Origin of the sequence: Streptomyces sp. NPDC088554 (assembly GCF_044752945.1) — a bacterium.
In the GTDB taxonomy this organism is placed as follows: domain Bacteria; phylum Actinomycetota; class Actinomycetes; order Streptomycetales; family Streptomycetaceae; genus Streptomyces.
This window is the reverse complement of record NZ_JBIVMF010000049.1, coordinates 1-23,603: the sequence shown is the minus strand read 5'-3', so window position 1 is coordinate 23,603 and position 23,603 is coordinate 1. Positions and strand designations below refer to the sequence as shown.

Here is a 23,603-nt window from a genome sequence, read left to right as displayed (position 1 = left end):
CGCATCACTCCCACGGCCGCACGACAGGGAAGCGACCGCACCCACGATCATGCCGCAACCAACCGGCCCGCCTCAGGAATTGCGCACCAGAGTCCACCGTCACCTCAAAGCCCCGCTCGGCCAGCTCCATCGCCGCGGTCAACCCGGCGACACCCCCGCCCAGCACCGCCACCCGGCAGGCCCCCCTACGCGCGCCCGTCACCGCTTCCCCGCCCCTCATGTTCGATGGTCCCTGATCCACAGGCCGCCGCCAACGACACGTCAGTTCTCTTCAGCAGGAACAACGCCAGACGATCCGGCGTCGACGTGGAACTGCTGCCCAAGGTAGCCGTCCCAACTGCCGCCGGGGCGGCAAGCCCGCCCCGGCGGCGTTGGCTGGCACCGACGCGCAGCCCTCGGCCATCGCCCGGACACCCGGGCCGGGCGAGGTGAACACCGCTCCGGATCACGGTGCCACCTCACCCGAGGCCTGCCCTCCCGCACCGGCAGACGGCCGCAACCCGGGGCGAACCCAACTCAGGAGCGAGGTCGGACACCTCGCGTCCATGACCGGTCACCGCTGCCTCCGCCGTGACACCGAGCCCACCGACACGTTCGGGCGCCTCAGCTTGTTCTTTATGGTCTGAGCTGCCTTGAAAGCGTGTGCCGAGGCCCGACCGGACGCGGGCCTTGACCCCACTCATCAGACAGGCAAAAGGCCCCTGACCAGCACAAACACACACCGGGCCTTTACGCGCTACCGACAACTACAACAATCCCAACTCCTCGCCATCAAGAACACATAACCCCAGCTCAAACCCCCTGACCTCGCCGCCCGAACCACCCACTCCACCTCTCAACAAACCCGCAACACACCAGGTCAGCCACCGCCCCGCACACCAACAACCCCCCTCCCAGCGTCAGTAGCCTTCGGCCTCAGTCGTCCGCCAGCACAGGAAAGCGCCGCGGTGCTACGAAGAGGACCACCAGGAACGCCACCGTCCCGGCCAGCGCCGCCCCCACGTACACATGGTCGATGGCGGTCGCGAGGGCCTGTCGCAGGTATTCGGCGGAGGCCGGCTCCAGCGTCCCGGCGGACGAGAGAGCGGAGGAGATGCCGTCCACATCGGTCGGCAGTCCGTCCACCGGTGCCTCGGCGAGCCGGGATGCCAGGGTGGCGTTGGCGACCGCGCCGTAGAGAGCCGCTCCGGCGGTCATACCGAGCTGGCGGCAGAAGAGGACCGACGAGGTGGTGGTGGCGCGCTCCGCCCATCCGACCGACGACTGTACGCCTACCAGCAGAGGCAGTTGATACAGACCGAAAGCGGCTCCCAACGCCAGCATGACCGCGGTCAGCTGCCAGGCAGGCCCGGCGTAGGGCAGCATCACCAGGGCCCAGAGCACCAGCACCGCCGCGCTGATACCGATCAGTGAGGTATCACGGAAGCCGATGCGCAGATAGACATGGCTGCTGAGCGCCCCGGCCACCGGCCAGCTCATGCTCATGGCGGAGAGGACGAGTCCTGCCGCAATCGGCCCGAGCCCCAGCACCGACTGGGCGTAGGTGGGCAGGAAGACGGTCGGCGCGGTCACCACCGCGCCGGAGGCGAACAGCGCCAGGTTGACCGCGACGATCTGGCGACGCCGCCAGACCCAGCCGGGGATGATCGGTTCGGCCGCCCGGCGCTCGATCCACACGGTCGCCGCGGCGCACAGCGCTCCCGCTCCGAAGAGCGAGAGCGAGGGCGCGGAGAGCCAGGGCCAGGCGACACCACCCTGGACCAGGGCGAGCAGCAGCAGCCCACCGGAGGCGAACAGGCCGAGGGCGCCCGGCCAGTCGATCGTGTGTCGGGTACGGACGACAACGTTCTCGTGCAGATACCGGACGATCAGGATCAGGGCCAGCGCACCGACCGGCAGATTGATCAGGAAAATCCAGCGCCAGTCGGCGTACCCGGCGAGCAGCCCACCGACAAACGGTCCGGACACCGCCGAGACGGCCCACACACTGTTCAGCGCGGCGGTGACCTTGGCCCGCTCCTTGAGCCCGTAGAGATCGGCGGCGATGGTCTGTACGGTGCCCTGGATCGCACCGCCCCCCACTCCTTGCACCACCCGGAAGGCGATCAGGCTGGCCATGTCCCAGGCTCCGGCGCACAGCAGGGAGCCGATCAGGAAGATCACTATGCCGAAGAGCAGAACGGGCTTGCGGCCGTAGATGTCGGAGAGTTTGCCGTAGACGGGGAGTGTGACGGTGACCGCAAGCAGATAGCCGGAGAAGAGCCAGGAGAAGAGCGAGAAGCCACCGAGGTCGCTGACGATCTGCGGGACGACGGTGGAAATTACCATGGATTCCATCGCGGAGAGCGCCATGGCGAGCATCAGTGCCACGACCACCCGCCCCCGGCCCCGGGCCGGAGCATCGGCCACGGCTTTCGCCGTCGTATCCGGACCGGCCGCCTCCTTGTCGTGAGCCTGTTCGGACACACCACCACCTCCACCCTTCACCGGACACCTTATCTTCGCAACAGCACGTAGCTGTCGCCCTGTTGAGGGACCGGGTCCGGGTCTGTCGAGGCACTCCCCGCCGCGCCGTCACCGGCCGGAACCGGCCGGCTCGATCCGCGCGGCGATGTCCCGCGCCCGGTCCAACAGCCGCTCGTCGCTTCCCGCCCGGCTCACACACTGCAAGCCGAGCGGCAGCCCGTCCGGGGTTCGGCCGGCCGGGAGGGACAGAGACGGCCAGCCCGCGTGGCTCCAGGGCAGACACATGACGGCGTCACCGGTGCCGGCGAGCCCGCGCGGGGCCGGGCCGGTGGCAGCCGGGGAGATCCATACGTCGACGCCCACCGTCGCGTCCGACAGCCCGGTACGGAACGTCTCCCGCCGCCGCAGCCCCTGCTCGTACCGCTCCCGGGTGACCGCCTGCCCCTGGCGGACCGTGGCCACGGACTGCTCCCGGTAGAGCGGGCCGTACCGGAGGAACCACTCGGCATGGCTCTGGGCGGCCTCGTAACGGTTCACCGCGAACAGGTCGTCCGACACTCGGGCGAAGTCCGCGAACAGGGGCACCCTGCGTACGGGGAATCCGCCGTCCGCCAACACCGCCACCTGCCGTTCGAATGCGGCCAGCGCCTCGACCCCGGCCTGTTCCAGATAAGGGCCATCGGGCACACCGAGCACCGGGAGCGTCCGCTGCCCGGTATCCCCCACCGGCCGCCAGCTGTCGCACAGGACAGCCGACGCCCTCGCCACCATCGACACGTCGCCGGCGAAGACCCCCAGTGTGTCGAAGGACGGCGCGTTGGCGATCACACCGGTCATGGGGATCCGGTGGAGCGTCGGTTTGAACCCCACGACACCGCAGTACGCCGCCGGGCGGATCATCGACCCCAGCGTCTGGGTGCCGATCGCCAACGGCACCATCCCCGCCGCGACAGCCGCCGCCGACCCACTGCTGGAGCCGCCGGGTGTGTGGCCGTGGGCACACGGATTACGGGTCGGGCCCGGTGCGCTCATCGCGAACTCGGCCGTCACCGTCTTGCCCGCGATCAGAGCCCCGGCCGCGCGGAGCCGGTCCACGACCACTGCCTGTCCCCCTGCGAACGCTTCCGGGGGCAGCGCGGAACCCGCCCGTGTGGGCAGGCCGTCCACCCGCACGATGTCCTTCACCGCGACGGGAACACCGAACAACGGTGGCCTCGCCCGGCCGGCGGGCCAGCGGTCGTGCGCCACCCGGAGTTCCTCACGAACACGCTTGCGCCGGGCGGTGGTTGTCTCCGCCCCGGCGACGAATGCCTGAAGCACACCGTCCATTCCGTCGATCACGTCGCACCACGCGTCAACCGTCGCGGACAGCGGATCACCGGTTCCGCCCCTGTCTGTTTCCACGGGTTCCAGAATGTCAGAAAAGATTACGGGTGTACGGCAGGCCGCAACCGTACGCGGCCAGGTCAGAACAGCCCGAGATGGAATCCCCCGTCGACCGGGAAGGCGTTGCCCGTGAGGAAACCGGACTGCTCCCCGCAGAGAAAGGCCAGGAACGCCCCGAACTCCTCGGGACGGCCGATACGCCCTACGGGAAGCTCCGCGCCCAGAGTCCCGATACGGTCGCCGTGCAGGGACCGCACCCGGTCGGTGTCGTGGTACGCCGGAAGCAGGGAATTCACCGTCACTCCGTCACGAGCCACCTCCGTGGCCAGCGTCTTGAGGAACGCGGTGGCTCCGGCGCGCGCGGTGTTGGACAGGATCAGGGAGGGCAACGGCTGGCGTACGGCGATGGACGTGATGCCCACCACACGCCCCCAGCCCCGTGCCTGCATGCCGGGGACGGCTTCCTTGCACATCGCCACGACCGAGAGCAGATTGAGTGCGAGCGCCGGAGCATAGGCGTCGACCTCCGTGGTGGCGAAGGTGCCGGCCGGAGGGCCGCCCGCGTTGGTCACGAGAATGTCGATCCGGCCGAGCTCCAGGTGTGCGCGGCGGACGAAGTCCGTGGCCCCCTCGGGAGTGGAGACATCCGCGAGAATTCCTGACACACCGTCACCCAGCTTCTCCACCGCCCTTGTCAGCCGCTCCTTGTCGCGGCCGCAGATGACAACCCGCACCCCCTCTTCGGCCAGGGCCCGCGCGGCGGCGTACCCGAGCCCGCCGCTGGCACCGGCGATGGCCGCGGTGCGTCCGCCGATCGAGAGATCCATGATTCCCCTCAATATGGTGCGTGAACAAAACCGCCATGACGGTGTATCCCAGCAGAATGGGGCAGCACCCGTTCATTTTTTCGATGAAGTTGTTTTCGGGGACTCCCCTACCACCCCCTAATCGCCGGTCACCCCCCTAACTCCGCAGTGTGTCCCAGCGTGTACGAGACGGGCTTCCCCCAGGGTTGCGGCTCTGTCAGGATCGCAGGTAATTCTCGCGCCCGCTCCCGGACGAAGGGATCAGTGAATGCGCACGCGTGTGCTGGAGATTCATGGAGGGCTGGACTGCGAACGGCTCGTCAGGGAATTGCCGTCGCTGTCCGGCCGGGACGGCCCGGCATTCGGGCCGAACGGTCCGCGGATAGTGGTCACGAAGGAAACCCGCAGAGACGCGGAGCCGCTGTTCCCGGAGGCCGAGAAGCACGGCGCCGCCCCGCACGGCCGATGGGTGCGGGTGGGGGTGTGGTGCCGTGGAGGGGGCCACCATCTCGTCAGTATCACCTGCGCCCCGGGCACCGGCGGCATGACGGAGCTGGGCCTGTGGTGCGCGGCGGTGGCAGAGCTGATGAGACCCGCCGGACACCGAGAGCGGCCGGAGGTCGGGGCGCCCCGGTGGCGTACCGATCCCGGGGTGCTCGATGACGGTGTGCCATGCGCCGATGCCAGTGACCGGGCGGTGTACGAACGGGAACTGCGCGAGCGGGTTCCGGCCCTCGAACTCGGCGATCCCGCCGCGCGCCGGTCCACCGGTCCTGTGCGTGGCGAACGGCCCGGCCAGCGCGCCGGGATCGTACTGGAACAGGGCCTGGCTGAAAGGGTGTTGGAGACAGCGGTGGCCGCGGACGTGCTGCCGGAGGCCGTGCTGTCGGCTGCCTTCGACACCACCCTGCGACGGTGGACGGGCCGGCCCGACTTCCGGGTGGGCCTGATCGCCGCCGCCGGTGCCGGTGGTGTGCGACCCGCGCACCCCGTCGTCATGCGGCGGCAGGTGCCGGCGGACGCCGAACCGCGTACGCTCATACGGGAGTCGGACGACGGTCTGCGGCGCGCCTGGGGACGTACCGTCTTCGGTGACACGCCCCTCACCGACCGCTGGGCCGTGCTCGGCGAGGTAGAGGGGCCCCTGTGCGAGGCGGCCTTCACCAGTGACCGCTTCCTGCTGCCCACGCTCCTCTCCTCGGCCCCGTATGTCCGGGACGCCGCCCTCGGGGAGGCAGGTGACGCGTGGACCGTCCATGGTCTGCGGGTATCGGTGTTTCCACTGCCGGAGACGGCACCGCTCTGCGACCTCCAGTTGCTCTGCCGCACCTTGGGCGACCGCCCGCGGGTGTCCCTGTGGTGGGACCCCGAGGTGTTCGCCGCCTCCTCTGCGGAGACCTTCGCCTCCGACTACGCTCAAGTGCTCGGGGTGTTCTGCGGCACACCCCTCGGACGTGTACGGGACATCCGCCTTCCGGCCCGGCGGAACACACTGCCCATAGCCGTCCCCGTACCGGCGGTCGGGGACCGCGCCGACTTCGTCGAGTTCCCCGAGTCCGCCCTGGAGTACTCCATTCCCGACCGGTTCCGGGTCGTCGCCGAGACCTGTCCCGGGCACACCGCACTCGACACCGCGAACGGGACACTCACCTACGCGCAGTTGGCCCGGCTCGCGGGCAATACCGCCGCCGCGCTGATCCGCGCCTGCGGCCCGGGGCCGGGGCACATCGCCCTGGTGCTCTCCGATCCGCTGGAGATGGTGCCCGCCCTGCTCGGCACGATGATGGCGGGGAAGTCGTATCTGCCGCTGGACCCCTCCTATCCGCGGAGCCGTCTGGAGCTGATCATCGAGGACGCGGCGCCCCAGGCCGTCGTGGTCGGCTCGGGGCACCGGGGCACGGTGGCCGAGCTGATCCCGGACGTCTGCCCCGTACTCGACGCGGTGACGGTCTCCGCCCAGGACACCGCCGCGCCGCGGACCGCGGTACCCCCCGATTCCTGCGCCTCGCTGCTGTACACCTCCGGGTCCACCGGCCGGCCGAAGGGAGTGCTGCAGAGTCACCGCAATGTGCTGTTCCACATCCGCAACCTGACCAACCTGTTCCGTATATCGCCCTCGGACCGGCACAGTGTCACGGCGTCCTTCAGCTTCGACGCGTCGACCTCCGACATGTACTCGGCCCTGCTCAACGGGGCCTGTCTGGTACCCATCGCGGTGCTCCGCGACGGCCTGGGCAGCCTGGGCCGCAGGCTGCGGGAGCAGCGGGTGACGCTCTACCACTCCACCCCGACGGTCTTCCGGCACATAGCCGGGTCCACCGGTCCGGCGGAGGCATTTCCCGATCTGCGGCTGATCGTGCTGGGCGGGGAACCCGTCACCCAGCAGGACATCCGGCTGTTCCGCCGCTGGTTCCCGGCCGGCTGTCTGCTGGTCAACGGGTACGGCGCCACCGAGACATCGGGGTTCTCCGCGATGCATCTCATGACCGCCGATGACACCGCCACCACCTCCGTCGTCCCCGTGGGCCGTCCGTTGCCGGGGCTCGAACTACTGCTCCGCGACGAGGACGGACTGGATGTACGGGTGTCGGGCGAGTTGTTCGTCAGGAGCGACCATCTCGGTGTGGGCTACTGGAACAACACGGCGGCCGACGCCGAGGCGTTCGGGACCGAGGAGCACGAGGGGAGGACGTACCGCCTCTACCGGACCGGGGATGTCGCACGTCGTACGGAGGACGGCACGCTGCGGCTGCTCGCCCGCAAGGACCGGCAGGTCAAGATTCACGGGCAGCGGCTCGAACTCGGCGAGATAGAGAGCGAGTTGACCAGCCTGCCCGGTATCGCCCAGGCCGTTGTGTCGGTCATCCACGACCCGCGCAGCGACTCCGCCGAACTGGTGGCCCATGTCAGACCGTCCTCCGGGGCCACCGCCGTCACGGGCACGGAGGTACGAAGGGCGCTGGCCGGGCGGCTGCCCGCGTACATGGTGCCCACCTATGTCTCGGTGGTGGACTCGCTGCCCATGACCCCCACCGGAAAGGTCGATACGAACGCGCTGGAGCCGCCCGTCCTGGAATCCTTCGCCGAGGCGGTGCGGGAGGAGGATCTGACCCCGACCGAACACATCGTCCTGCGTGTCTGGTGCGAGACGCTGGCCGTGGACAGCATCGGCCTCGACCGGAACTTCTTCGATGTCGGCGGGCATTCCCTGCTGATGGCCCGGGTGCACACGCGGTTGGAGTCCCGTCTGAACAGGACGTTTCCACTGCATCTGCTGTTCGAACACTCGACCGTACGCAAGGCCGCGCGGTTCCTGGACGGTGAACGGTCCGCACTCCCCGACGACCAGGCGCTCACCGACCGGGTCGCGCTGCGGGTCTCCCGGCGCCACGGCCGGCGGACGGCGCGCAGGACCGGCCGGTCCCCGTACGACAGTGCGTAGCAGTGCCCGGGTCAGGGTGTGGGTCGCCGGTCCCGGCAGCGACTGGCTGCCCGCCGACCGGCTGCTCCTCGGCCTGCCCCGGGACGAGCGCGAACGGGCGCTCGGGCTGGGGCGGGACGCCCGTGCCCGGTTCGCCCGGTCGCGGGCCCTGCGGCGCGCGGCCCTGTCCGAGGCGACGGGGACCCGGCCCGAAGACCTGCGCTACCGGCTCGGTGCCCACGGCAAACCGTCGCTGCCGGGCGGTCCCGGATTCAGTGTGAGCGACACGGGTGAGGTGATCGCGGTGGCCGTGGCGGCGGACGGGCGCGCGCTCGGGGTCGACCTGGAGGAGATCCGTCCGCTGCCCACCGCCGAGATCGCCTCGATCGCCCGGCGGTTCTTCGGTACGGAGACGGCGCGGGCGCTGTCCTCGCTCATGGAAGGGCGGCGCACCGCCGCCTTCTACACGGCGTGGACCCGGTACGAGGCGCTGGTCAAGGCCACCGGGGAAGGGCTGGTACCACGGCGGACCGACCCCCGGGCGCTGCTGGCCGAGGGGCCGGTCCAGGTGATGGGGCCACCGGGTTCCGGCAGCCCCCTCCCGTATGTCCTTACATCGTTCCGCCCCGCGGTGTCGGTCGCGGGCGCCGTGTGTGTGCGGGGCGGCACACTGGCCCTGGAGACTCTTCCCGTACCCAGGACACTCGGTGGAGTACGGCTGCAGCCGTGAGCCGACGAGGTCCGACAGCACCTCGCCGGCTCATGGTCAGCGCAGCTCGTAGCCGAACGAGGCGGCCAGCCGCCGTGACATGGCGTTCAGCCGCCGGGGAATCCGTACCGTCTGCCACGCGTCCGCGAGTGTCGGGTCGATCGCGGAGTGCTGGAGGAAGTTGGGATCGCCGAGCCCGTCCCGCATCCGGCGCCCCTGATAGGGATGGAGCAGTGTCTCCTGGAACTCGACACCCAGGGTCCGGCAGATACGTGTCATGGTCTCGCGCGGTTCACGGACCAGGTCCTCGTAGTGGACCACGCAGTGGCGCTCGGGCTCGATACCGGACAGGAACTCGCCGATATTCGCGTTGTACTGGGTCCAGATGTGCTCCGCGAACTCGAACGCGTCCATCGTGCCGACGCCCATCAGCTGGGTGAAGCGGTTTCGGGCCATCGACTCCATCACCGCGTACGGATGCCGTACAAGGTGGACGTACCGGCCCTTCCCACCGGTCAGTTCCTCTGTGGCCAGCAGTGTTTCGAGATAGCGGGCGTTCCCGGGGGATTTGTCGACGAGGAGCCGTTCGCCGGAGAGGCCCACGAGTTTCCGGAAGACGGAAGCGGTGTGCGCGTTGCCGTGCTCGTAGTCCGTGATCCGCGCCGCGGCCTGCTCCGCGTCGATGTCGAGCAGTTCCATGAACGCGCGCTGAATGCCCTGGTTGCGGTCCGACCCGCGCTCCACCGCACGGCGTTCCGCCATCCGCCTGGTGGCCAGGAGATGGAGTTCGGGCGGGCAGAAGAGATCCGGATGACCGGCGAGCATGACCCGCAGCAGTGTGGAGCCCGCGCGCGGACTGGAGAGGATGAATCCCGCCTCGTCGGTGCTCGGCCCTTCGTGCCGGAACCGGTCCTCGTCCTCCCGCGACAGCTCGGCGGTGGACGAGGACCACTGTGTCCACTGCTCGGTGAGATAGGTACCCAGCAGCGCGAGGGCGGGACGCTCCTCGATCTCGGCCGGATACACCGGCATCCCCAGCTCCCGCTTGAGTGTGATGGCCAGCTGAACACTGACCGGCTGTATCTCGTGCCGGGCCAGCACTTCTCCATCGGACACCCTGCGGCCGAGCACCGACTCCACCTCGGAGCGCAGGATCCGGGCGACGACGGTACGCCGGTCCGCGGCCTGGGCGCTCTCCGGCCCGGGGTGGGAGGAGACCTGGACCTGAGCCGGCTGCCGGGCCTCGGGCGGTGTGTCGCCGCGGTTGTCCAGCACCGCCGCCAGCTCGTGAATGGTCCGGTATTCGAGAAGTGCGGTGTAGGGCAGCCGCAGACCGTGGTCGTTCCACAGCTTGTTGGTGAGTTGCAGCGCCAGCAGGGAGTGGCCGCCGAGCCGGAAGAAGTCGTCGTGCGCGCCGACCTCCTCATAGCCCAGCAGCTCGCTCCAGGCGGCCGCCAGCACCTCCTCCGTACTGCCACCGTCACCACTGTGTCCGGCTATCGCCACCGGCCTCGGCGCGGAGTACGGAGCCGGGGCGGCCACCGTGCCTGCGCCGCCGTGATCGGCGCGAACGGCCTTGTCCGGAAGGAGGGTCGCTGGGGTGACGCGATCGACCCAGTACCGGCGGCGCTCGAAGGGATAGGCGGGCAGCGACACCCGGCGGCGGCGGGATTCGGCGGAGTGGAGACGTACGAGATCCACCGCGCCGCCCGCCACCCAGATCCGCCCCACCGCTTCGAGTACGGACCGCACGGCGGAGCCGGTGCTGAGGAAGGACTGGGAGGCCGAGATCACCCGGTCCTGAAGTCCCGGCCCGCTCGCCGTGCCCAGGGTGAAGGCCGCCAGTGTCTGACCGGGGCCGAGCTCCACGTACAGCCGTCGCGGGTTCTTCGCCAGGGTCTCGACGCCCGCCGCGAAACGCACCGTGTGACACATATGGGTGGTCCAGTACTCGGCGGAGGTCGCCTGGTCCTCGGTGATCCAGTCGCCCGTCACCCCGGACAGGTACGGGATGCGCGGCGGGTGGAGGGTCACCGCATCCACCACCTCGGCGACCTCGGCCCGGATGGCCTCCATGACCGGTGAGTGGAACGCGTGCTCGGCGCGTACCCGACGGCACACCACACCCTTGTCGAGGAGCTCTGCTTCCACCTCGGCCAAGGTCCCCCGGTCGCCCGACAGTACACACAGCGCCGAGGCGTTCACCGCGCCCAGCCACACACCGGGGCGCAGATACGGGGTGACCTCGTCCTCCGGCAGGGGCACCGCGAGCATGCCTCCCGTGGGGAGCCGGTCGATGAGCCGCGCCCGTTCGGTGACGATCCGCAGCGCGTCGGAGACATCGAAAACCCCGGCCAGACACGCGGCGACGTACTCGCCGACACTGTGGCCGATCAGCGACTCGGGGACAACGCCCCAGGCCATGAACTGACGGGCCAGGGCGTACTCCAGCACGAAGGTCGCGGGCTGGTCGAAGACCGTACGTCCCTCGGGCTCCCCGCCGTCCCGGCCCCGTCCCGCGGCCATGGCCCGCAGGTCGGGCTCCGGCTTCCGGCCGCCCACCCGGCCGTTCCACGGTTCCCGCCAGCCGCCGGAGGGGAAGAGGTGTTCCCGCAGGTCGGCGCCGAGCAGCGGCTCCACCGCGGCCGCGCAGCGGTCGACCTCCCGCCGGAAGACCTCCTCGCACTGGTACAGGTCCAGCGCGATGTCCTCGTACGGGTCGCCGACCCCGGGGAACATCATGGTGACCGGCCGCGGACCGTCGCCGGGCACCTCGCCCGTGTACACCTCGGAGCGCCGGCCCTCCGCCCACACCGCCGCGCCGTCCGCGGTGTCTCCGGCGACCGCTGCCCGGCGGAAGGGAAGCTCCTCGCGGCCCCGGGCGAGGGTGAACCCCACGTCCTCAAGGTTCTCGGAGGTGTTCCACAGGGCGTCCGAGAGTCTGCTCGCGGCCTCCCGCGCGGCGTGCTCGGTGCCGGCGCTGACCAGCATCAGTTCGTACGGGCGGGTACGCGGTGTGCCGGGGCGGGCGGGCGGTTCTTCCAGCACCACGTGGGCGTTCGCCCCGCCCATGCCGAACGAGCTGACACCGGCGCGGCGGGTCGCGTCTTCGGCCCATGGTGTCGGCCGGGCGACCACGTGGAACGGCGACTTCTCGAAGTCGGCTTCCGGGTTGGCCTGTTCGAAGTGGAGTGTCGGGGGGATGCGGTCCCCCGTCAGTGCCAGCACGGTCTTGATCAGCCCCGCGACGCCCGCCGCCGCATCCACGTGCCCGATGTTTCCCTTGACGGAGCCAAGACCGCAGAAGCCGCTTCCCTCGGCCTTCGCGGCGGTGAACGCCTTCGTCAGGGCGCGCACCTCGATGGGGTCGCCGACCTTGGTCGCGCTGCCGTGCCCCTCGACATAGCCGAGGTCGTTGGGCCGCAGCCTGGCCGCCGTCAGGGCCTCCAGGATGACGGCCGCCTGGCCGTCCACACCGGGCGCGGCATAACCCGCCCTGGCGCTGCCGTCGTTGTTGACCGCCCAGCCGCGCAGGACACCGTAGAGATGGTCGCCGGAGTCGAGCGCGTCCTTGAGCCGTTTGAGTACCACCACACCGACACCGCTGCCGAACACCGACCCGGAGGCCGCCGCGTCGTACGGTCGGCAGATACCGTCCTTGGAGAGCAGCCCGCCGTCCTGGACCCGGTAGCCGGGCACCTCCGGGAGTTCGATGGCCACACCACCGGCGAGCGCCATGTCGCAGGTGTAGTTCTGAAGGCTGTCGGCCGCGGTACAGATGGCGGTGAGCGACGAGGAGCACGCCGTGAGCACGGTGACGCTGGGGCCGCTGAGACCGAGTTTGTAAGCGACCCTGGCCGGCATGGCGTCCGGGCTGCTGCCCGGCGGGATCCCGCCGTCCCAGTCGTCCATCCCGCCCAGGGCGGGGCTCCGGAAGATGTTGTGCAGCAGATACTTGTTCATGGAGGTGCCCGCGAAGACCCCCACACTCCCCGGTGCCGAGGTCGGCCGGTAACCGGCGTCCTCGAGCGCGGCCCAGGAGGTCTCCAGGAAATGCCGGTGCTGAGGGTCCATCAGTTCTGCTTCGCGGGGGCTGTATCCGAAGAACGGGGCATCGAATGCCTCGGTGTCCGCGAGCTGTCCCGACGACCAGATGTAGGAGGCGTCCCCGGCCAGGGCCGGCTCCACGCCCCGCTCGGCCAGATCGGCCGGGGCGAGCCGTTGGAGGGAGTCCACCCCGTCGCACAAGTTCTTCCAGTACGCCTCCTTGTCGGGGGCTCCGGGGAATCGGCACGCCATCCCCACGATCGCGATGTCGTCGTCCTGTAGTTCCGCACTCACATCCAGCTCCGTCTTCGCGTCCATGAAGGGTCTCCCTCGTTCGTCAGGTGCCTGCTCGGCCGTGGGCAACGGACTGGGCCCAGGGCCTGTCTGACAAATAGCGCCGTCCGCCCGTAGGGCGGGGCTCGCGGCGTCTGGTGCGTACGATCGCAAGGCGGTGGGGGTCTCCCGGAGGGAGCCCGGGGGAGATCGTCCTCGTACTGGACGTACGTGGACGACTCCGACAACGCGGCGCGTGTGCGTACCAGGCGTCGCCGGGGCCGCCCTGTGGGCGGACGGCGCTACTTTCGCAACACGCCCTGGCGCCAAAGGCAGAAACCCATGCCGATACCGGTTCCGGCGGGGGTCCGGTAAGCGGGGATGTAGTCCAGTACCTCCATGGGACGGCCCTTGAGCGCCCCCGCGGCGGCCACCCAGTTCAGGACCTCGGACGTTCCGGAACGCATCTTGCCCTTCGTGATGTCCTGGAGCAGGGGGAGGTCGTCGTGCCGCAGTGCCTCCAGCACACCCCGGTCCAGGGCCTCGTCCACAACGAAGTGGCTCAGCCCGCCGCTGGCCACCACGGCCACCCGCAAGGGCTCCGGCCACTCCTCCACCGCGCGTGCCAGGTGCCGACCGAAGTCGTAACACCGCTCGACCGATGGCACGTTGGGCATGAAGTAGGTGTTGAGGAAGACCGGCATCACGGTGGTCTCGGAGGTCAGGCCGAGCCTCCGGCGGACGAACGTGTACGCGTGCCCCAGGCTTCTTCCCTCGGGCTGTTTGCGCAGCACACACAGGTCGAACCCGGCGTCGGTCAGACAGCGCGCGACATGGCCGTTCAGCTCGGGGTGTCCCCGGTACTGGTCCGGCTGTGGTGAGTGCTGTGCCCACGACGCTTCCGCCAGACCACTGGGGAGGGAGGCGAGTTGTTCCGGGGAGGGCGGGTAGTCCCACAGGCTGTCGCTCAGGGACAGCGCGAAGGCGGGAATGCCGTCGTCGAGGAAGAGTTCGTGCTGGTCGTCGCCGAAGACGACCACGACATCGGCCTGTGCGGCGGCCAGCTCGTCTGCTATCCGTTCGATCCCGGCCTGCGAACGAGCGTACTGCTCCTCCCAGATCCGCGGGGTCAGCGCGTCGGCCAGACCGGGTTCCGCCCGCGCCAGGAGTTCGTCGTACGTATGGAATTCGCCGTCCGTCCCGAGCAGAGCGCTCTGGGAGCGGTCCCGTTCCGCATGCCGTTCCCACACCTCCGTGGGCGTACTCAACTGGGGGGAATGAGAGATACCGATACCGAGGACAATCTCCGCCATGATCACCTTTCAGTGCGCTTTCCGGGACTTATTCGGCCGCGACCGCGATGACTTCCAGCTGCACCAGCATTCCCGCGCGCAGCGGACCGATCGTGGTGTGTCGTGCGGGCCGGCTGCTCGGTTCGGGGAACCGTACGAGCCATTCCTCGTTCACCGCGTCCCGCAGTTCCTCCGTGACCAGCAGAACGGTCAGCCGTACCACGTCGTCGTGGGTGACATCTGCTTCGGCGAGAAAGCTGTCGAGGTTACGGAAGACATGACGCACCTGCGCGCGCGGATCCGTGGGAATCTCTCCGGTCGACGCGTCCGTCCCCGGGATTCCGGAGGAATGGACCACGGCTCCCACTCTGGCGCCCATGGGAATGGGGGCCGAGCCGTGTCCCACCCCCTTGATCTCGATGGACCGTCGTCTGGGAAAGGTCATAGGTACTCCTTGTGTTTCTTTCCTCGTCCGGAACGCGGTGGTACACGAGTGGTGCCCGGCCGCCGGGCTCAGAACCGGGGCGCGGCGAGCGCTGCCGGTGCCCCCTGGTGCACGAGGTCGGCGATGGACCGGATGAGTTTCTCCGGGGTCTTCGAGCCGAAGACGTTGCGGCCCATGGCCAGTCCGGTCGCCCCACTCGCGAGGATCTCCTCGGCGAAGGCCAGCACTTCCTCGTCGCTGCTCCGGGGGGCGCCGCCGGCGACCATCAGCGGAATCGAACTCGTCGCCACGACATCGCGCATGGTGTCGGGCGATCCGCTGTAATTCGTCTTGACGAGGTCGGCGCCCAGATCGGTCGCTATCGCGACGAGATGGGCGAGCGTCTCCGGGGCCGTGGGGTGTTTCGCGTTTGCGCCGCGCGCGTACATCATGACCAGCAGCGGCATTCCCCAGGTGGCACAGGCCTCGGCGACCGCACCGCAGTCGATGAGCTGATCCCGCTCCGTACGGCAGCCTATGTTCACATGCACGCTCACCGCGTCGGCGCCGAGCCGTACGGCGTCGGTCACACTGCCCACCAGTACTTTGGCATTGCTGTCGTCGCTGAAAGCGGTGCTGCCGCTGAGATGGACGATCAAGGAAAGTCCGCCCATGTGCTCGGTCGCGAGATATCGCACCCGCCCTTTGTGCAGAACAATACAGTCGGCCCCCTGCTCGGCGAGCATGCCCGCGAGTTCACCGACCCTGCCAGCGTTTCCGAGCGGACCGTCCGTGAACGTATGGTCCATGGGTACGGCGAACAGGCGGCCGCTCCCTTTTCTGAACAACCGTCGTAGTCGCAGGCTCTTTCCGTTGAGCTCCATGTGCACTCCTTCGGCTGTGTCAATTCACTGAATGAACGTCATCGGAGGGAAAGAGCGAGAGCGGGTCCGTGTGGCCGAACCGTCCCAAGGTGATCTGCTGGATCTCGTTGGAGCCTTCGATGATCTCCATGACCTTCGCGTCACGGAACATGCGTTCCACCGGGTGTTCCGTGGTGCAGCCCGCGGCGCCGAGGATCTGTACGGCGTGCCGGGTCCCGCGGGCCGCGGCGCCGGCCGCGAAGTGCTTGGCGACCATCGCCGCCATGGGCGCGCGGGGATCGTCACCGTCCATCAGGGAAGCGGCGTTGAGCCAGAGCAGCCGCGCCGCCTCCACATCGGTCACCAGGCCGGCCAGCAGACGCTGGATGAGCTGGCGGTCGCCCAGCCTGCCGTCGCCCTGTCGGCGCTCCCGCGCGTAGGGGAAGGCGGTGTCGAGACAGCCCTGGACGAGCCCCGTGCTGCCGGCGGCCACGCCCAGCCGGCCGAGGGTGAGGGAGGACGCGACGATCTGCGGGACGGCCCGTCCCGGTCTGCCCAGCAGCTGCGCGGCCGGGATGCGGCAGTCGTCCAGGCTCAGTTCCGCCAGCATCGAGGCGCGCGCTCCCAGCAGCCCTCGGATGGGGGTGACCGTCAGACCACGGGTGTCACGCGGTACGAGGAAGGCGCCGGTCCCCCGGTCCATCCGGGCGAAGACCAGGAAGACATCGGCGATCTGCCCGAAGCTGATCCACTTCTTGCGGCCGCGCAGTACGTATCCGCCGTGACCGGTCTCGGCGTACGTGGTGAGTCCGGCCGCCTCGCTGCTGCTGTCCGGTTCGGAGAGCGCGAACGCACCGAGGGCCGTACCGGCGGCCAGGGCGGGCAGCCAGGTGGCGCGCAGGGCGTCGTCGCCCCAGCGCCACACCGTGTGCGCCAGCATGTCGTGCACCGTGATCAGACTCCGGGTCGAGGTGCACACGGCGCCGATGGTCTCGTGCAGGAATCCGTAGGAGAGGTGGTCGATGCCCCGGGCCCCGAACTCCCGGGGCAGGAACGAGGCGAGGTGGCCGCCCTCGGCGAGTGCCTCGACGACGGCCGGGTCGAGGCACTGCCCGGTGTCGTGCCCGGCCGCGGCGGGTGCCACCCACTGTTCGGCGAAGGCACGGTACTCCTCGTACCGTTCACGATGCTCGGTGGTGAGGGGGAACCCCCGGCTCTCCGGGACACCGGCGGCCCGGGTCGTGGTGTCCATCAGGACACCGCGTAGGTGTAGAAGCCCTTGCCGCTCTTGCGCCCCAGCTCACCCGCGCTGACCATCTTCCTGAGCAACGGGCATGGGCGGTACTTGCTGTCCCCGAACTGCTCCCAGAGCATGGTGATGCTGAGCAGGACCGTGTCGAGGCCGATCAGATCGGCCGTCTCCAGCATCCCCATCCGGTGGTCGAAGCAGGAGGTGAACACCTTGTCGATGTCCTCGACGCTCGCGACGCGTTCCTGGACGAGGAACGCGGCCTCGTTGACCGCCAGCATCAGCACCCGGTTCGAGACGAACCCGGGGGAGTCCTCGACCAGCACCCAGTCCTTGCCCAGGGAGGTGAGCACTTCCTGGGCCGTGGCCAGGGACTTCTCCGAGGTGCGCGCGCCGCGGATCAGCTCGACGGTCTTCTTGACCGGAACAGGGTTCATGAAGTGAATTCCGAGAACCTGCTCGGGCCGTTGTGTCCAGGATCCGATGGCGGTGACCGGGACGGCGGAGGTATTGGCGGCCAGAACGACATCCGGGCCGCACACCCGGTCCAGTTCCCGATAAACGGTTCTCTTCACCTCCATGTCCTCGACGACGTTCTCGACGACGAAGTCGGCCTCGGCCAGCCGCCCGTAATCACAGGTGGTCTCTATCCTCGCGACCACATCACCCCGGTTCTTCTCTCCCCGGGAGCCGAGAAGCCGATAGGAGCGGGCTTCCTTCCGGACACGTCCGATCGCGTCCTGGAGCACCTGCTCGGAGATATCGACGAGCAGCACCCGGTATCCGGCTTCCGCCGCGCTGTGGGCGACGCCTCTGCCGATGGTGCCCGCTCCCACCACACCGATTATTTCCACCATCACACACTCCAGTCGACTGTGAGCGTCCGAGAAGCGAAAGCTGATCGCGTCATACGCGTTCCGGCTCGCCGGGGGGTGTCACACCGCCGGCCATGGCGCGGGTCCGCTCGACGAGAGCGCTGATGGCCGCGACCGATCGGAAATTGTCCACGACCAGATCGTCGTCGCTCACCTCGATATCCAGCTGTTCTTCCACGAAGTTGAGGATCTGGGCCAGCAGCAGCGAGTTGACGAGCCCGGACTCCAGGATGTTCTCGTCGTCCTCCAGAGCGCGCAGCCGCGCTGCCCGGACGATGAAATCTCTGACACGTTCGGTGACATCGGACATGAGCAGACCTCTCTGTGCGGTATTCGGTGTGCGAGTACGTCAGGGGACCGGCCGGAAGCTCACCGGGACAGGACGTCGGCAGTCCCCGGGTTCATGGGGTGAGGGTGGCCCGGCCCGCGGTCGCGCCGACGCAGTCGAACAGGGTTCTCTCCAGGACCGCGGCCCGCTGGAGGTTTCCCATGCCGGAGGTCAGGAATGCCCAGGCGAGCCCGGACTCGGGGTGGGCCGCCGCCCACTGGCCGCCCGCGCCGCCCATCGCGATCTGGCCGTCGCGCAGTTGGCCGCCCGCGAGGCTCCAGACCACCGGCCGCCCCAGGATCCGGTCGGTTCCCCGGGCCCCGGGCCGGGTGGCGGCGGCCGGCAGCGCGCCCTCCAGCATGCGGGCGTAGAAGGCGGCGAGCCCACGGGCCGACGCGTGGCCGTTGACCGCCGGGATCTGCGCGGACCGCCAGGCCGCCGAATTCACCAGGTCGCCGTCCATCCCACTGCCCAGGGCGCTCCGGCGCAGGGGCACGTCATGGCCGCGGTAGCGTTCCCAGTAGGCGGTGTCGAGGTTCTGGGTGTCGGCGATGCGGTGTGTTTCCGCGGGTCCGGCGCCGATGCGCAGGTCCAGGCCCAGTGGTCCGGAGAGTTCCTCGGCGAGGAACCGTCCGGGAGAACGGCCGTCCAGCCTGCGGATGAGTTCGCCGGTCACGTGCCCATAGGTCAGGGCGTGTTCTCCGACAGCGCGGCCGGGCCGCCAGTCCGGGGTGGCCGCGGACAGCCGGTCGACGGTCGCGTCCCAGTCGATGAGATCCGCCACCACGCCCGAACCGGGCACGGACACCAGTCCGGCCGCGTGCGCCAGGAGGTGACGGATCCGTAACTCCGGATCGTGTGCCGCCCGCAGCTCCGGCCACACGGCCCGTACGGAACAGTCGGGCGACACCCCGGTACGGTGCAGCAGGAGGAGCAGACAGGTCCCGATCACGGGCTTCACCGTCGACCAGGTGTGGAAGAGTGATTCCCGGTGCGCGTGCCCGGCCCACAGGTCGACCACCGGCCGGCCGTCCAGATAGGCCGCGACGGCGAACCCGGCGTGGGGTTCGGCGTCCGCGATACGCCGCAGGGCGAGCGCCACGGGACCGAAGCGGGCGGTGTACGTCCCGTCCACGGATGCCGGTGTGTCCGGCGCGGGGTGTTCGGTGGTCCCCGGCTCTCCGATGTCCGGTGTCACTCCGTACACCACCGACAACAGTGGGATTCGGTGTCGCGCGGCGGTGTCACCATAACGCCACCACCTTGCTGTGTCCCAGGTCCGGCGAGACCCCGCCCGGCGCGTACTCCAGCATCAACCCGTCGCCTCCGGTGGTCACTTCGGTGAATCCGGCGAACCTGTACATGGCGAACATGGTGCGGTTGCGTCCGGTGTGGACGAACTCCGAGCGCAGAGCGACACCCTGCTCGGCGGCCCTGGCGACGAGATGGTGCAGCAGAACCGTGCCGGCGCCCCGGGACATCACCCGGCAGGAGGTGAGCAGCAGTCGGACCGTCCAGCGCTCCGGCTCCCGCTCGAGCAGGGCAAGACCCACGGTCCCGTACGAGCCGAACCGGTCGGTCAGCTCCATGACCAGCAGTTCGTGGTCCTCCGACTGGCGGTAGCCGGCCAGCTCCTCGATCCCGAATGTGCGTCCGGTGGCATTGAGCTGGTTGGTTCGTACGGTCAGTTCGCCGGCCCGGGGCAGATCGGCCTCCTCGGCCTTCCGGACCGTGTACACGGCATTGGTGGAGGCCAGGAACTCGGTGCTGGGACCCTCGAAGTTCTCCTCGGCGACCCGGCGCTGCCGGTCCTCCTGATACATCTGCCGACGGCGACGCCCTTCGGCTGTCACCACGGCGGGTCTCACATCGGGCCGCTCAAGGAGCGTCGCCAGCCCGGCAGGGTCCATGGTGCGTACATCGCCCAGAACGGAGGAGACCTCTTCTCGTTCGAAGGGGTCGTCGTCGATGAACAGCAGGGAATCCGTGCCGATGTTCAGACGTTCGGCGATCCGCCGTACGGATTCGTGCTTGGCCCCCCAGTTCACTTGTGGTTCCAGGAACCAGTGGTCGATACCGAAGGACTTGAGCTGCGCCAGTGCAGAGTTTTCGTCGTTCCTGCTCGAAACGGACTGGAGGATGCCCCAGCTGTCCAGCGTGTCGAAGATTTCCCGGATCTGCTCCCGGAGCGCGAGCCGGTCTCCTTCCTGGAGAATTCCCAGCCACACAGTGTTGTCCAGGTCCCAGATCACACATTTTACCGGCGCTAAACCTTCATTCATTTCTCTCGCTCCCCGAAAGATCTCTTTCGGCCCGACAGGAGAATCTACTGGGCTCCTGCGATGGGAGACCGATTCAGATCTCTCGACACATTGATCAAACAGAGGCAAAGAGCTGTCCGGCAGAATCTAGTGACGACCCGATGAGGGAGCAACCCCCCCTAACTCCGATTAGGGGGCCCAAAGAGACAACCCCCTATCCAGGAGCAGGGGGTACCAGCCGATCGCCAGGCCCACCCCTTAGGGCCTATATTGCCGACAGGCCGAGCACTCCGCCGGGATCCAGAGGCGTCCAGCGATTGGATGCGAGTCGGCCGGGGCATTCAATAAAAGGCCACCCATCACGATACTCCTGGGTTTACCGTTCCTGGCCCCGAAGCATTATCCCAGCCGGAACCCGCCTGACTTCGTCCCGTAACTTTTCCGTTCCCGCGATGCGCATGCGGACCGGCACAAAAATGCCCGTAGCTGTAGAGAAAAGGTGCATATGATGGCTCAAGGTCATACGTATAAACCGGAAGCGCGACGTGAGCACGGTGTACAGAGCCCGGCGGATCCGGCCGCCGCGAACGCTTCCCCCGGCTCCGGGAACACATCGCACTTCGTATGGATCGATGTACGCGACTGTCCCCCCGACCGGCTGACGGCCTTCCTGGACGCGGCGGTCCATCATCGTGTCGACGGCATCGTGGCGGCCGATACCGAGATACTGGCCCCGCTCCCTCCGACGGTCCGCAAGGTGCTCTTCCCCCAGCGGTCCGACGCGGTGGCGCCGGAAGGCTCCGATGTCGATGTCGTCGTGACGGCCGCCCGGGCCGAGATGCCCCGGCTCACCGCAGAGCTGGGGCATTTCGTCGACGTGCGTGACGCCACCTCGCTCGACGAGGCATGCCGGCGCGCCAGTACGGAACCGTGGACGGTGCTCTCGTTCGCCGATCCGACGAAGATTCCGCTGGAGATCGTGATCGCGGCCGCCAACAACGCCGATGGACACACCGTCACCGTTGTACACGATCTGGAAGAGGCCGCCGTCGTCTTCGGATGCCTGGAGCGCGGCTCCGACGGCATCGTCATGAAACCGCGCTCCCTGGAGGACATCACCGCCCTCGCCGAGCTGCGTACGGAACGCGTGGAGCAGGTCCCGCTCAGCGAGCTGTCCGTCGAGAGCATCACTCATGTGGGTATGGGCGACCGCGCCTGCCTGGACACCTGCTCGATGCTCATGGAGGACGAGGGCCTGCTCATCGGGTCCTTCGCCGGCGGCCTGGTACTCACCTGCAGCGAGACCCATCCGCTGCCGTACATGCCGACCCGCCCGTTCCGTATCAACGCGGGCGCGGTCCACTCGTACACCCTGGCCACCGCCACCCGTACGAACTATCTCAGCGAGCTGAGGGCCGGCGCCGAACTGATCGCGGTACGCGCCGACGGACGCGCCCGGCGCGTTGTGCTGGGGCGGGTGAAGATCGAACGCAGGCCGCTGCTGAGCATCCTTGCCACCGGTCCGGACGGCCAGAGCTGCAACATCATCGTCCAGGACGACTGGCACGTACGCCTGCTCGGGCCGCACGGCAAGGTGCTCAATGTGACGGAGCTGAAGCCGGGCGACACACTGCTCGGTTTCCTGCCGACTGAAGCACGCCATGTGGGCCTGCCCGTGGACGAGTTCTGTATCGAGCGATAGGGCTTCGGCCGGTCCCGGCCGCGGGAACAGCGCGGCCGGGACCAGCCGACCGGCACGGAGAGGGAGTCACATGCTGAGCGCCGAGGACAATCGCCGTCTGACCGAGGTCGACAGGGGGGCGCCGATGGGGGAACTACTCCGCCGCTACTGGCATCCGGTCGCGGCGGCCGCCGACTTCACCGGGACATCGGTCAAACCCCTCAGGATCCTCGGTGAGGATCTGGTCCTGTTCAAGGATGCCGCAGGAGAGTACGGCCTGATCCAAAGGCAGTGTCCCCACCGGCTCGCGGACCTGGCCCACGGGTTCGTCGACGGCGGCGGGCTGCGCTGCAACTACCACGGATGGCTCTTCGACAAGCAAGGCGCGTGCACAGCACAACCGTTCGAGGACTTGCACGGTGACTCGAACGCAAAGCTGAAGGAACGTACGCGTGCCACCGCCTATGCGGTACGGGAGCTGGCGGGCCTGCTGTGGGCCTACCTGGGCCCCGCGCCGGCCCCCGAACTTCCCCGGTGGGAGCCCTTCACCTGGCGTAACGGCTTCTCTCAGATCGTCTTCGCCCACGTACCGTGCAATTGGTTCCAGTGCCAGGAGAACTCGATCGACCCGGTGCACTTCGAGTGGCTGCACGACAACTGGGGCGCCACCGTGCTGCGGGGCAAGGGTACCGGCTACTCATCGGCCCATCTCAAGCTCGAATTCGAGGAGTTCGACTACGGTCATGTGTACCGGCGAATCCGTGAGGGCTTCGACGAGACACACGAACTGTGGACCGTGGGACGGGTCTGCCTCTGGCCCAACGCGCTGTTCACCGGGGATCATTTCGAGTGGCGCGTCCCCATCGACAACGAGAACACACTGAGCGTGAGCTGGATGTTCGAACGCGTCCCGGAGAGTGCGGAACCCTTCGAGCAGAAGGAGATCCCGGCCTGGACCGGCCCGGTCAGCGATCCGGAGACCGGCCGTTACTACACCGATCACCTACTCAACCAGGATTTTGTGGCCTGGCTCGGACAGGGCCGGATCGCCGACCGTACCCGGGAGAACCTGGGCCGCAGCGACCGGGGCATCACCATGCTGCGTCGCCGCTTCCTGAGCGAGCTGAAAGCCATCGAGCGTGGCGAGGATCCCAAAGGACTCATACGCGACCCGAAAGACAACGACAGCGTCGCACTGCCCATCGCCAACCGTGACATGTACGTGAAGGCACCCACCCCGCGACAGTTGGGCGAACAGCGACGGTACTGGGCCGAGCGCGGCATTCCCGGCCCCTACATCTACCAGTACGGCCAGCCCGCCGACGTACGCGACGCCTACGACGAGGTCATGGGTGCCACTGGGGACGGGGCGTGAACAGCACCCCCGCCGAACGTGACACACGGCAGTACGGAAGGGGACCGGTGTGACGGACGCCCCGTACGCGCTCAGTCATCTGGACTCGCTGGAGTCCGAGGCCGTGCACATCTTCCGCGAGGTCGCGGGCGAGTTCGAACGGCCGGT

General features: G+C 68.6%; 17 protein-coding genes and 1 pseudogene. 5 read left to right on the top strand and 13 right to left on the bottom strand.

Annotation, left to right across the window (positions count from 1 at the left end; translation table 11 throughout):
- Nucleotides 1–4: 4 nt before the first annotated feature.
- The 4 genes from ACIP8W_RS30805 to ACIP8W_RS30790 all read right to left on the bottom strand — a co-directional run bounded on the left by ACIP8W_RS30805 (nucleotide 5) and on the right by ACIP8W_RS30790 (nucleotide 4,679).
- Entirely contained in the window at nucleotides 5–220 is a 216-nt protein-coding gene (locus ACIP8W_RS30805; RefSeq protein WP_402205663.1) for an FAD-dependent oxidoreductase, read from the bottom strand.
- 695 nt (nucleotides 221–915) lie between these two features.
- Complete coding sequence (locus ACIP8W_RS30800) at nucleotides 916–2,466, bottom strand: MDR family MFS transporter (RefSeq protein WP_402150933.1); 1,551 nt, start codon at nucleotides 2,464–2,466, stop codon at nucleotides 916–918.
- Between the two features lie 108 nt (nucleotides 2,467–2,574).
- The gene (locus tag ACIP8W_RS30795) at nucleotides 2,575–3,870 is read right to left on the bottom strand and encodes an amidase (protein WP_402205661.1); all 1,296 of its coding nucleotides are present in this window, start codon (nucleotides 3,868–3,870) and stop codon (nucleotides 2,575–2,577) included.
- 62 nt (nucleotides 3,871–3,932) lie between these two features.
- A complete protein-coding gene (locus tag ACIP8W_RS30790; RefSeq protein ID WP_401958465.1) occupies nucleotides 3,933–4,679 on the bottom strand; it encodes an SDR family oxidoreductase in 747 nt (248 codons plus the stop codon).
- Nucleotides 4,680–4,926: 247 nt separating this feature from the next.
- Between ACIP8W_RS30790 and ACIP8W_RS30785 the strand changes: the two genes are divergently transcribed.
- Together ACIP8W_RS30785 and ACIP8W_RS30780 are read left to right on the top strand one after the other, a co-directional pair.
- Nucleotides 4,927–8,100, top strand: coding sequence for an amino acid adenylation domain-containing protein (locus ACIP8W_RS30785; protein WP_402205660.1), 3,174 nt, complete (start codon nucleotides 4,927–4,929; stop codon nucleotides 8,098–8,100).
- Nucleotides 8,093–8,809 (top strand): 4'-phosphopantetheinyl transferase family protein, encoded by a 717-nt coding sequence (locus ACIP8W_RS30780; RefSeq protein WP_401958471.1) that lies wholly within the window; start codon nucleotides 8,093–8,095, stop codon nucleotides 8,807–8,809. Before ACIP8W_RS30785 ends, ACIP8W_RS30780 begins: the two co-directional genes overlap by 8 nt.
- Before the next feature lie 36 nt (nucleotides 8,810–8,845).
- Here ACIP8W_RS30780 and ACIP8W_RS30775 read toward each other — a convergent pair whose 3' ends face one another.
- From ACIP8W_RS30775 to ACIP8W_RS30735, 9 genes are all read right to left on the bottom strand, one after another.
- A complete protein-coding gene (locus ACIP8W_RS30775) occupies nucleotides 8,846–13,153 on the bottom strand; it encodes a beta-ketoacyl synthase N-terminal-like domain-containing protein (RefSeq protein WP_402205658.1) in 4,308 nt (1,435 codons plus the stop codon).
- Between the two features lie 257 nt (nucleotides 13,154–13,410).
- Nucleotides 13,411–14,421 carry a hypothetical protein gene (locus ACIP8W_RS30770; RefSeq protein ID WP_402205656.1) on the bottom strand — a complete coding sequence of 337 codons (1,011 nt, stop codon included), beginning with the start codon at nucleotides 14,419–14,421 and terminating at the stop codon, nucleotides 13,411–13,413.
- Nucleotides 14,422–14,449: 28 nt separating this feature from the next.
- A complete protein-coding gene (locus ACIP8W_RS30765) occupies nucleotides 14,450–14,845 on the bottom strand; it encodes a RidA family protein (protein ID WP_401958474.1) in 396 nt (131 codons plus the stop codon).
- Nucleotides 14,846–14,913: 68 nt separating this feature from the next.
- Nucleotides 14,914–15,708 carry a 2-amino-3,7-dideoxy-D-threo-hept-6-ulosonate synthase gene (locus ACIP8W_RS30760; protein ID WP_402154398.1) on the bottom strand — a complete coding sequence of 265 codons (795 nt, stop codon included), beginning with the start codon at nucleotides 15,706–15,708 and terminating at the stop codon, nucleotides 14,914–14,916.
- A gap of 19 nt (nucleotides 15,709–15,727) precedes the next feature.
- The gene (locus tag ACIP8W_RS30755; protein WP_401958479.1) at nucleotides 15,728–16,939 is read right to left on the bottom strand and encodes an acyl-CoA dehydrogenase family protein; all 1,212 of its coding nucleotides are present in this window, start codon (nucleotides 16,937–16,939) and stop codon (nucleotides 15,728–15,730) included.
- The gene (locus tag ACIP8W_RS30750; protein ID WP_401958480.1) at nucleotides 16,939–17,793 is read right to left on the bottom strand and encodes a 3-hydroxyacyl-CoA dehydrogenase family protein; all 855 of its coding nucleotides are present in this window, start codon (nucleotides 17,791–17,793) and stop codon (nucleotides 16,939–16,941) included. The genes ACIP8W_RS30755 and ACIP8W_RS30750 overlap by 1 nt, the downstream gene beginning before the upstream one ends.
- Nucleotides 17,794–17,842: 49 nt before the next feature.
- On the bottom strand, nucleotides 17,843–18,121 hold the full coding sequence (locus tag ACIP8W_RS30745) for an acyl carrier protein (protein ID WP_401958482.1): 279 nt from the start codon (nucleotides 18,119–18,121) through the stop codon (nucleotides 17,843–17,845).
- A 91-nt stretch (nucleotides 18,122–18,212) separates the two neighbouring features.
- Nucleotides 18,213–19,337: a serine hydrolase domain-containing protein gene (locus ACIP8W_RS30740; protein ID WP_401958484.1), complete on the bottom strand. Its 1,125-nt coding sequence runs from the start codon at nucleotides 19,335–19,337 to the stop codon at nucleotides 18,213–18,215.
- 46 nt (nucleotides 19,338–19,383) lie between these two features.
- Nucleotides 19,384–20,391, bottom strand: a complete 1,008-nt coding sequence (locus ACIP8W_RS30735) for an HAD-IIIC family phosphatase (protein WP_401958487.1) — start codon at nucleotides 20,389–20,391, stop codon at nucleotides 19,384–19,386.
- A 637-nt stretch (nucleotides 20,392–21,028) separates the two neighbouring features.
- Between ACIP8W_RS30735 and ACIP8W_RS30730 the strand changes: the two genes are divergently transcribed.
- The 3 genes and pseudogenes from ACIP8W_RS30730 to ACIP8W_RS30720 all read left to right on the top strand — a co-directional run.
- Entirely contained in the window at nucleotides 21,029–22,102 is a 1,074-nt protein-coding gene (locus tag ACIP8W_RS30730) for a 3-dehydroquinate synthase II family protein (RefSeq protein WP_401958498.1), read from the top strand.
- Between the two features lie 70 nt (nucleotides 22,103–22,172).
- A complete protein-coding gene (locus ACIP8W_RS30725) occupies nucleotides 22,173–23,456 on the top strand; it encodes a Rieske 2Fe-2S domain-containing protein (RefSeq protein ID WP_401958490.1) in 1,284 nt (427 codons plus the stop codon).
- Between the two features lie 49 nt (nucleotides 23,457–23,505).
- Nucleotides 23,506–23,603, top strand: a pseudogene (locus tag ACIP8W_RS30720) (sulfate adenylyltransferase small subunit); the annotation flags it as partial.

What these genes read in the sequence shown, in the direction of transcription:
- ACIP8W_RS30785 (WP_402205660.1), top strand. Translation starts at nt 4,927, where the DNA reads ATGCGCACGCGTGTGCTGGAGATTCATGGAGGGCTGGACTGCGAACGG.
- ACIP8W_RS30755 (WP_401958479.1), bottom strand. Translation starts at nt 16,939, where the DNA reads ATGGACACCACGACCCGGGCCGCCGGTGTCCCGGAGAGCCGGGGGTTC.
- ACIP8W_RS30790 (WP_401958465.1), bottom strand. Translation starts at nt 4,679, where the DNA reads ATGGATCTCTCGATCGGCGGACGCACCGCGGCCATCGCCGGTGCCAGC.
- ACIP8W_RS30770 (WP_402205656.1), bottom strand. Translation starts at nt 14,421, where the DNA reads ATGGCGGAGATTGTCCTCGGTATCGGTATCTCTCATTCCCCCCAGTTG.
- ACIP8W_RS30750 (WP_401958480.1), bottom strand. Translation starts at nt 17,793, where the DNA reads ATGGTGGAAATAATCGGTGTGGTGGGAGCGGGCACCATCGGCAGAGGC.
- ACIP8W_RS30725 (WP_401958490.1), top strand. Translation starts at nt 22,173, where the DNA reads ATGCTGAGCGCCGAGGACAATCGCCGTCTGACCGAGGTCGACAGGGGG.
- ACIP8W_RS30765 (WP_401958474.1), bottom strand. Translation starts at nt 14,845, where the DNA reads ATGACCTTTCCCAGACGACGGTCCATCGAGATCAAGGGGGTGGGACAC.
- ACIP8W_RS30745 (WP_401958482.1), bottom strand. Translation starts at nt 18,121, where the DNA reads ATGTCCGATGTCACCGAACGTGTCAGAGATTTCATCGTCCGGGCAGCG.
- ACIP8W_RS30775 (WP_402205658.1), bottom strand. Translation starts at nt 13,153, where the DNA reads ATGGACGCGAAGACGGAGCTGGATGTGAGTGCGGAACTACAGGACGAC.
- ACIP8W_RS30805 (WP_402205663.1), bottom strand. Translation starts at nt 220, where the DNA reads ATGAGGGGCGGGGAAGCGGTGACGGGCGCGCGTAGGGGGGCCTGCCGG.
- ACIP8W_RS30760 (WP_402154398.1), bottom strand. Translation starts at nt 15,708, where the DNA reads ATGGAGCTCAACGGAAAGAGCCTGCGACTACGACGGTTGTTCAGAAAA.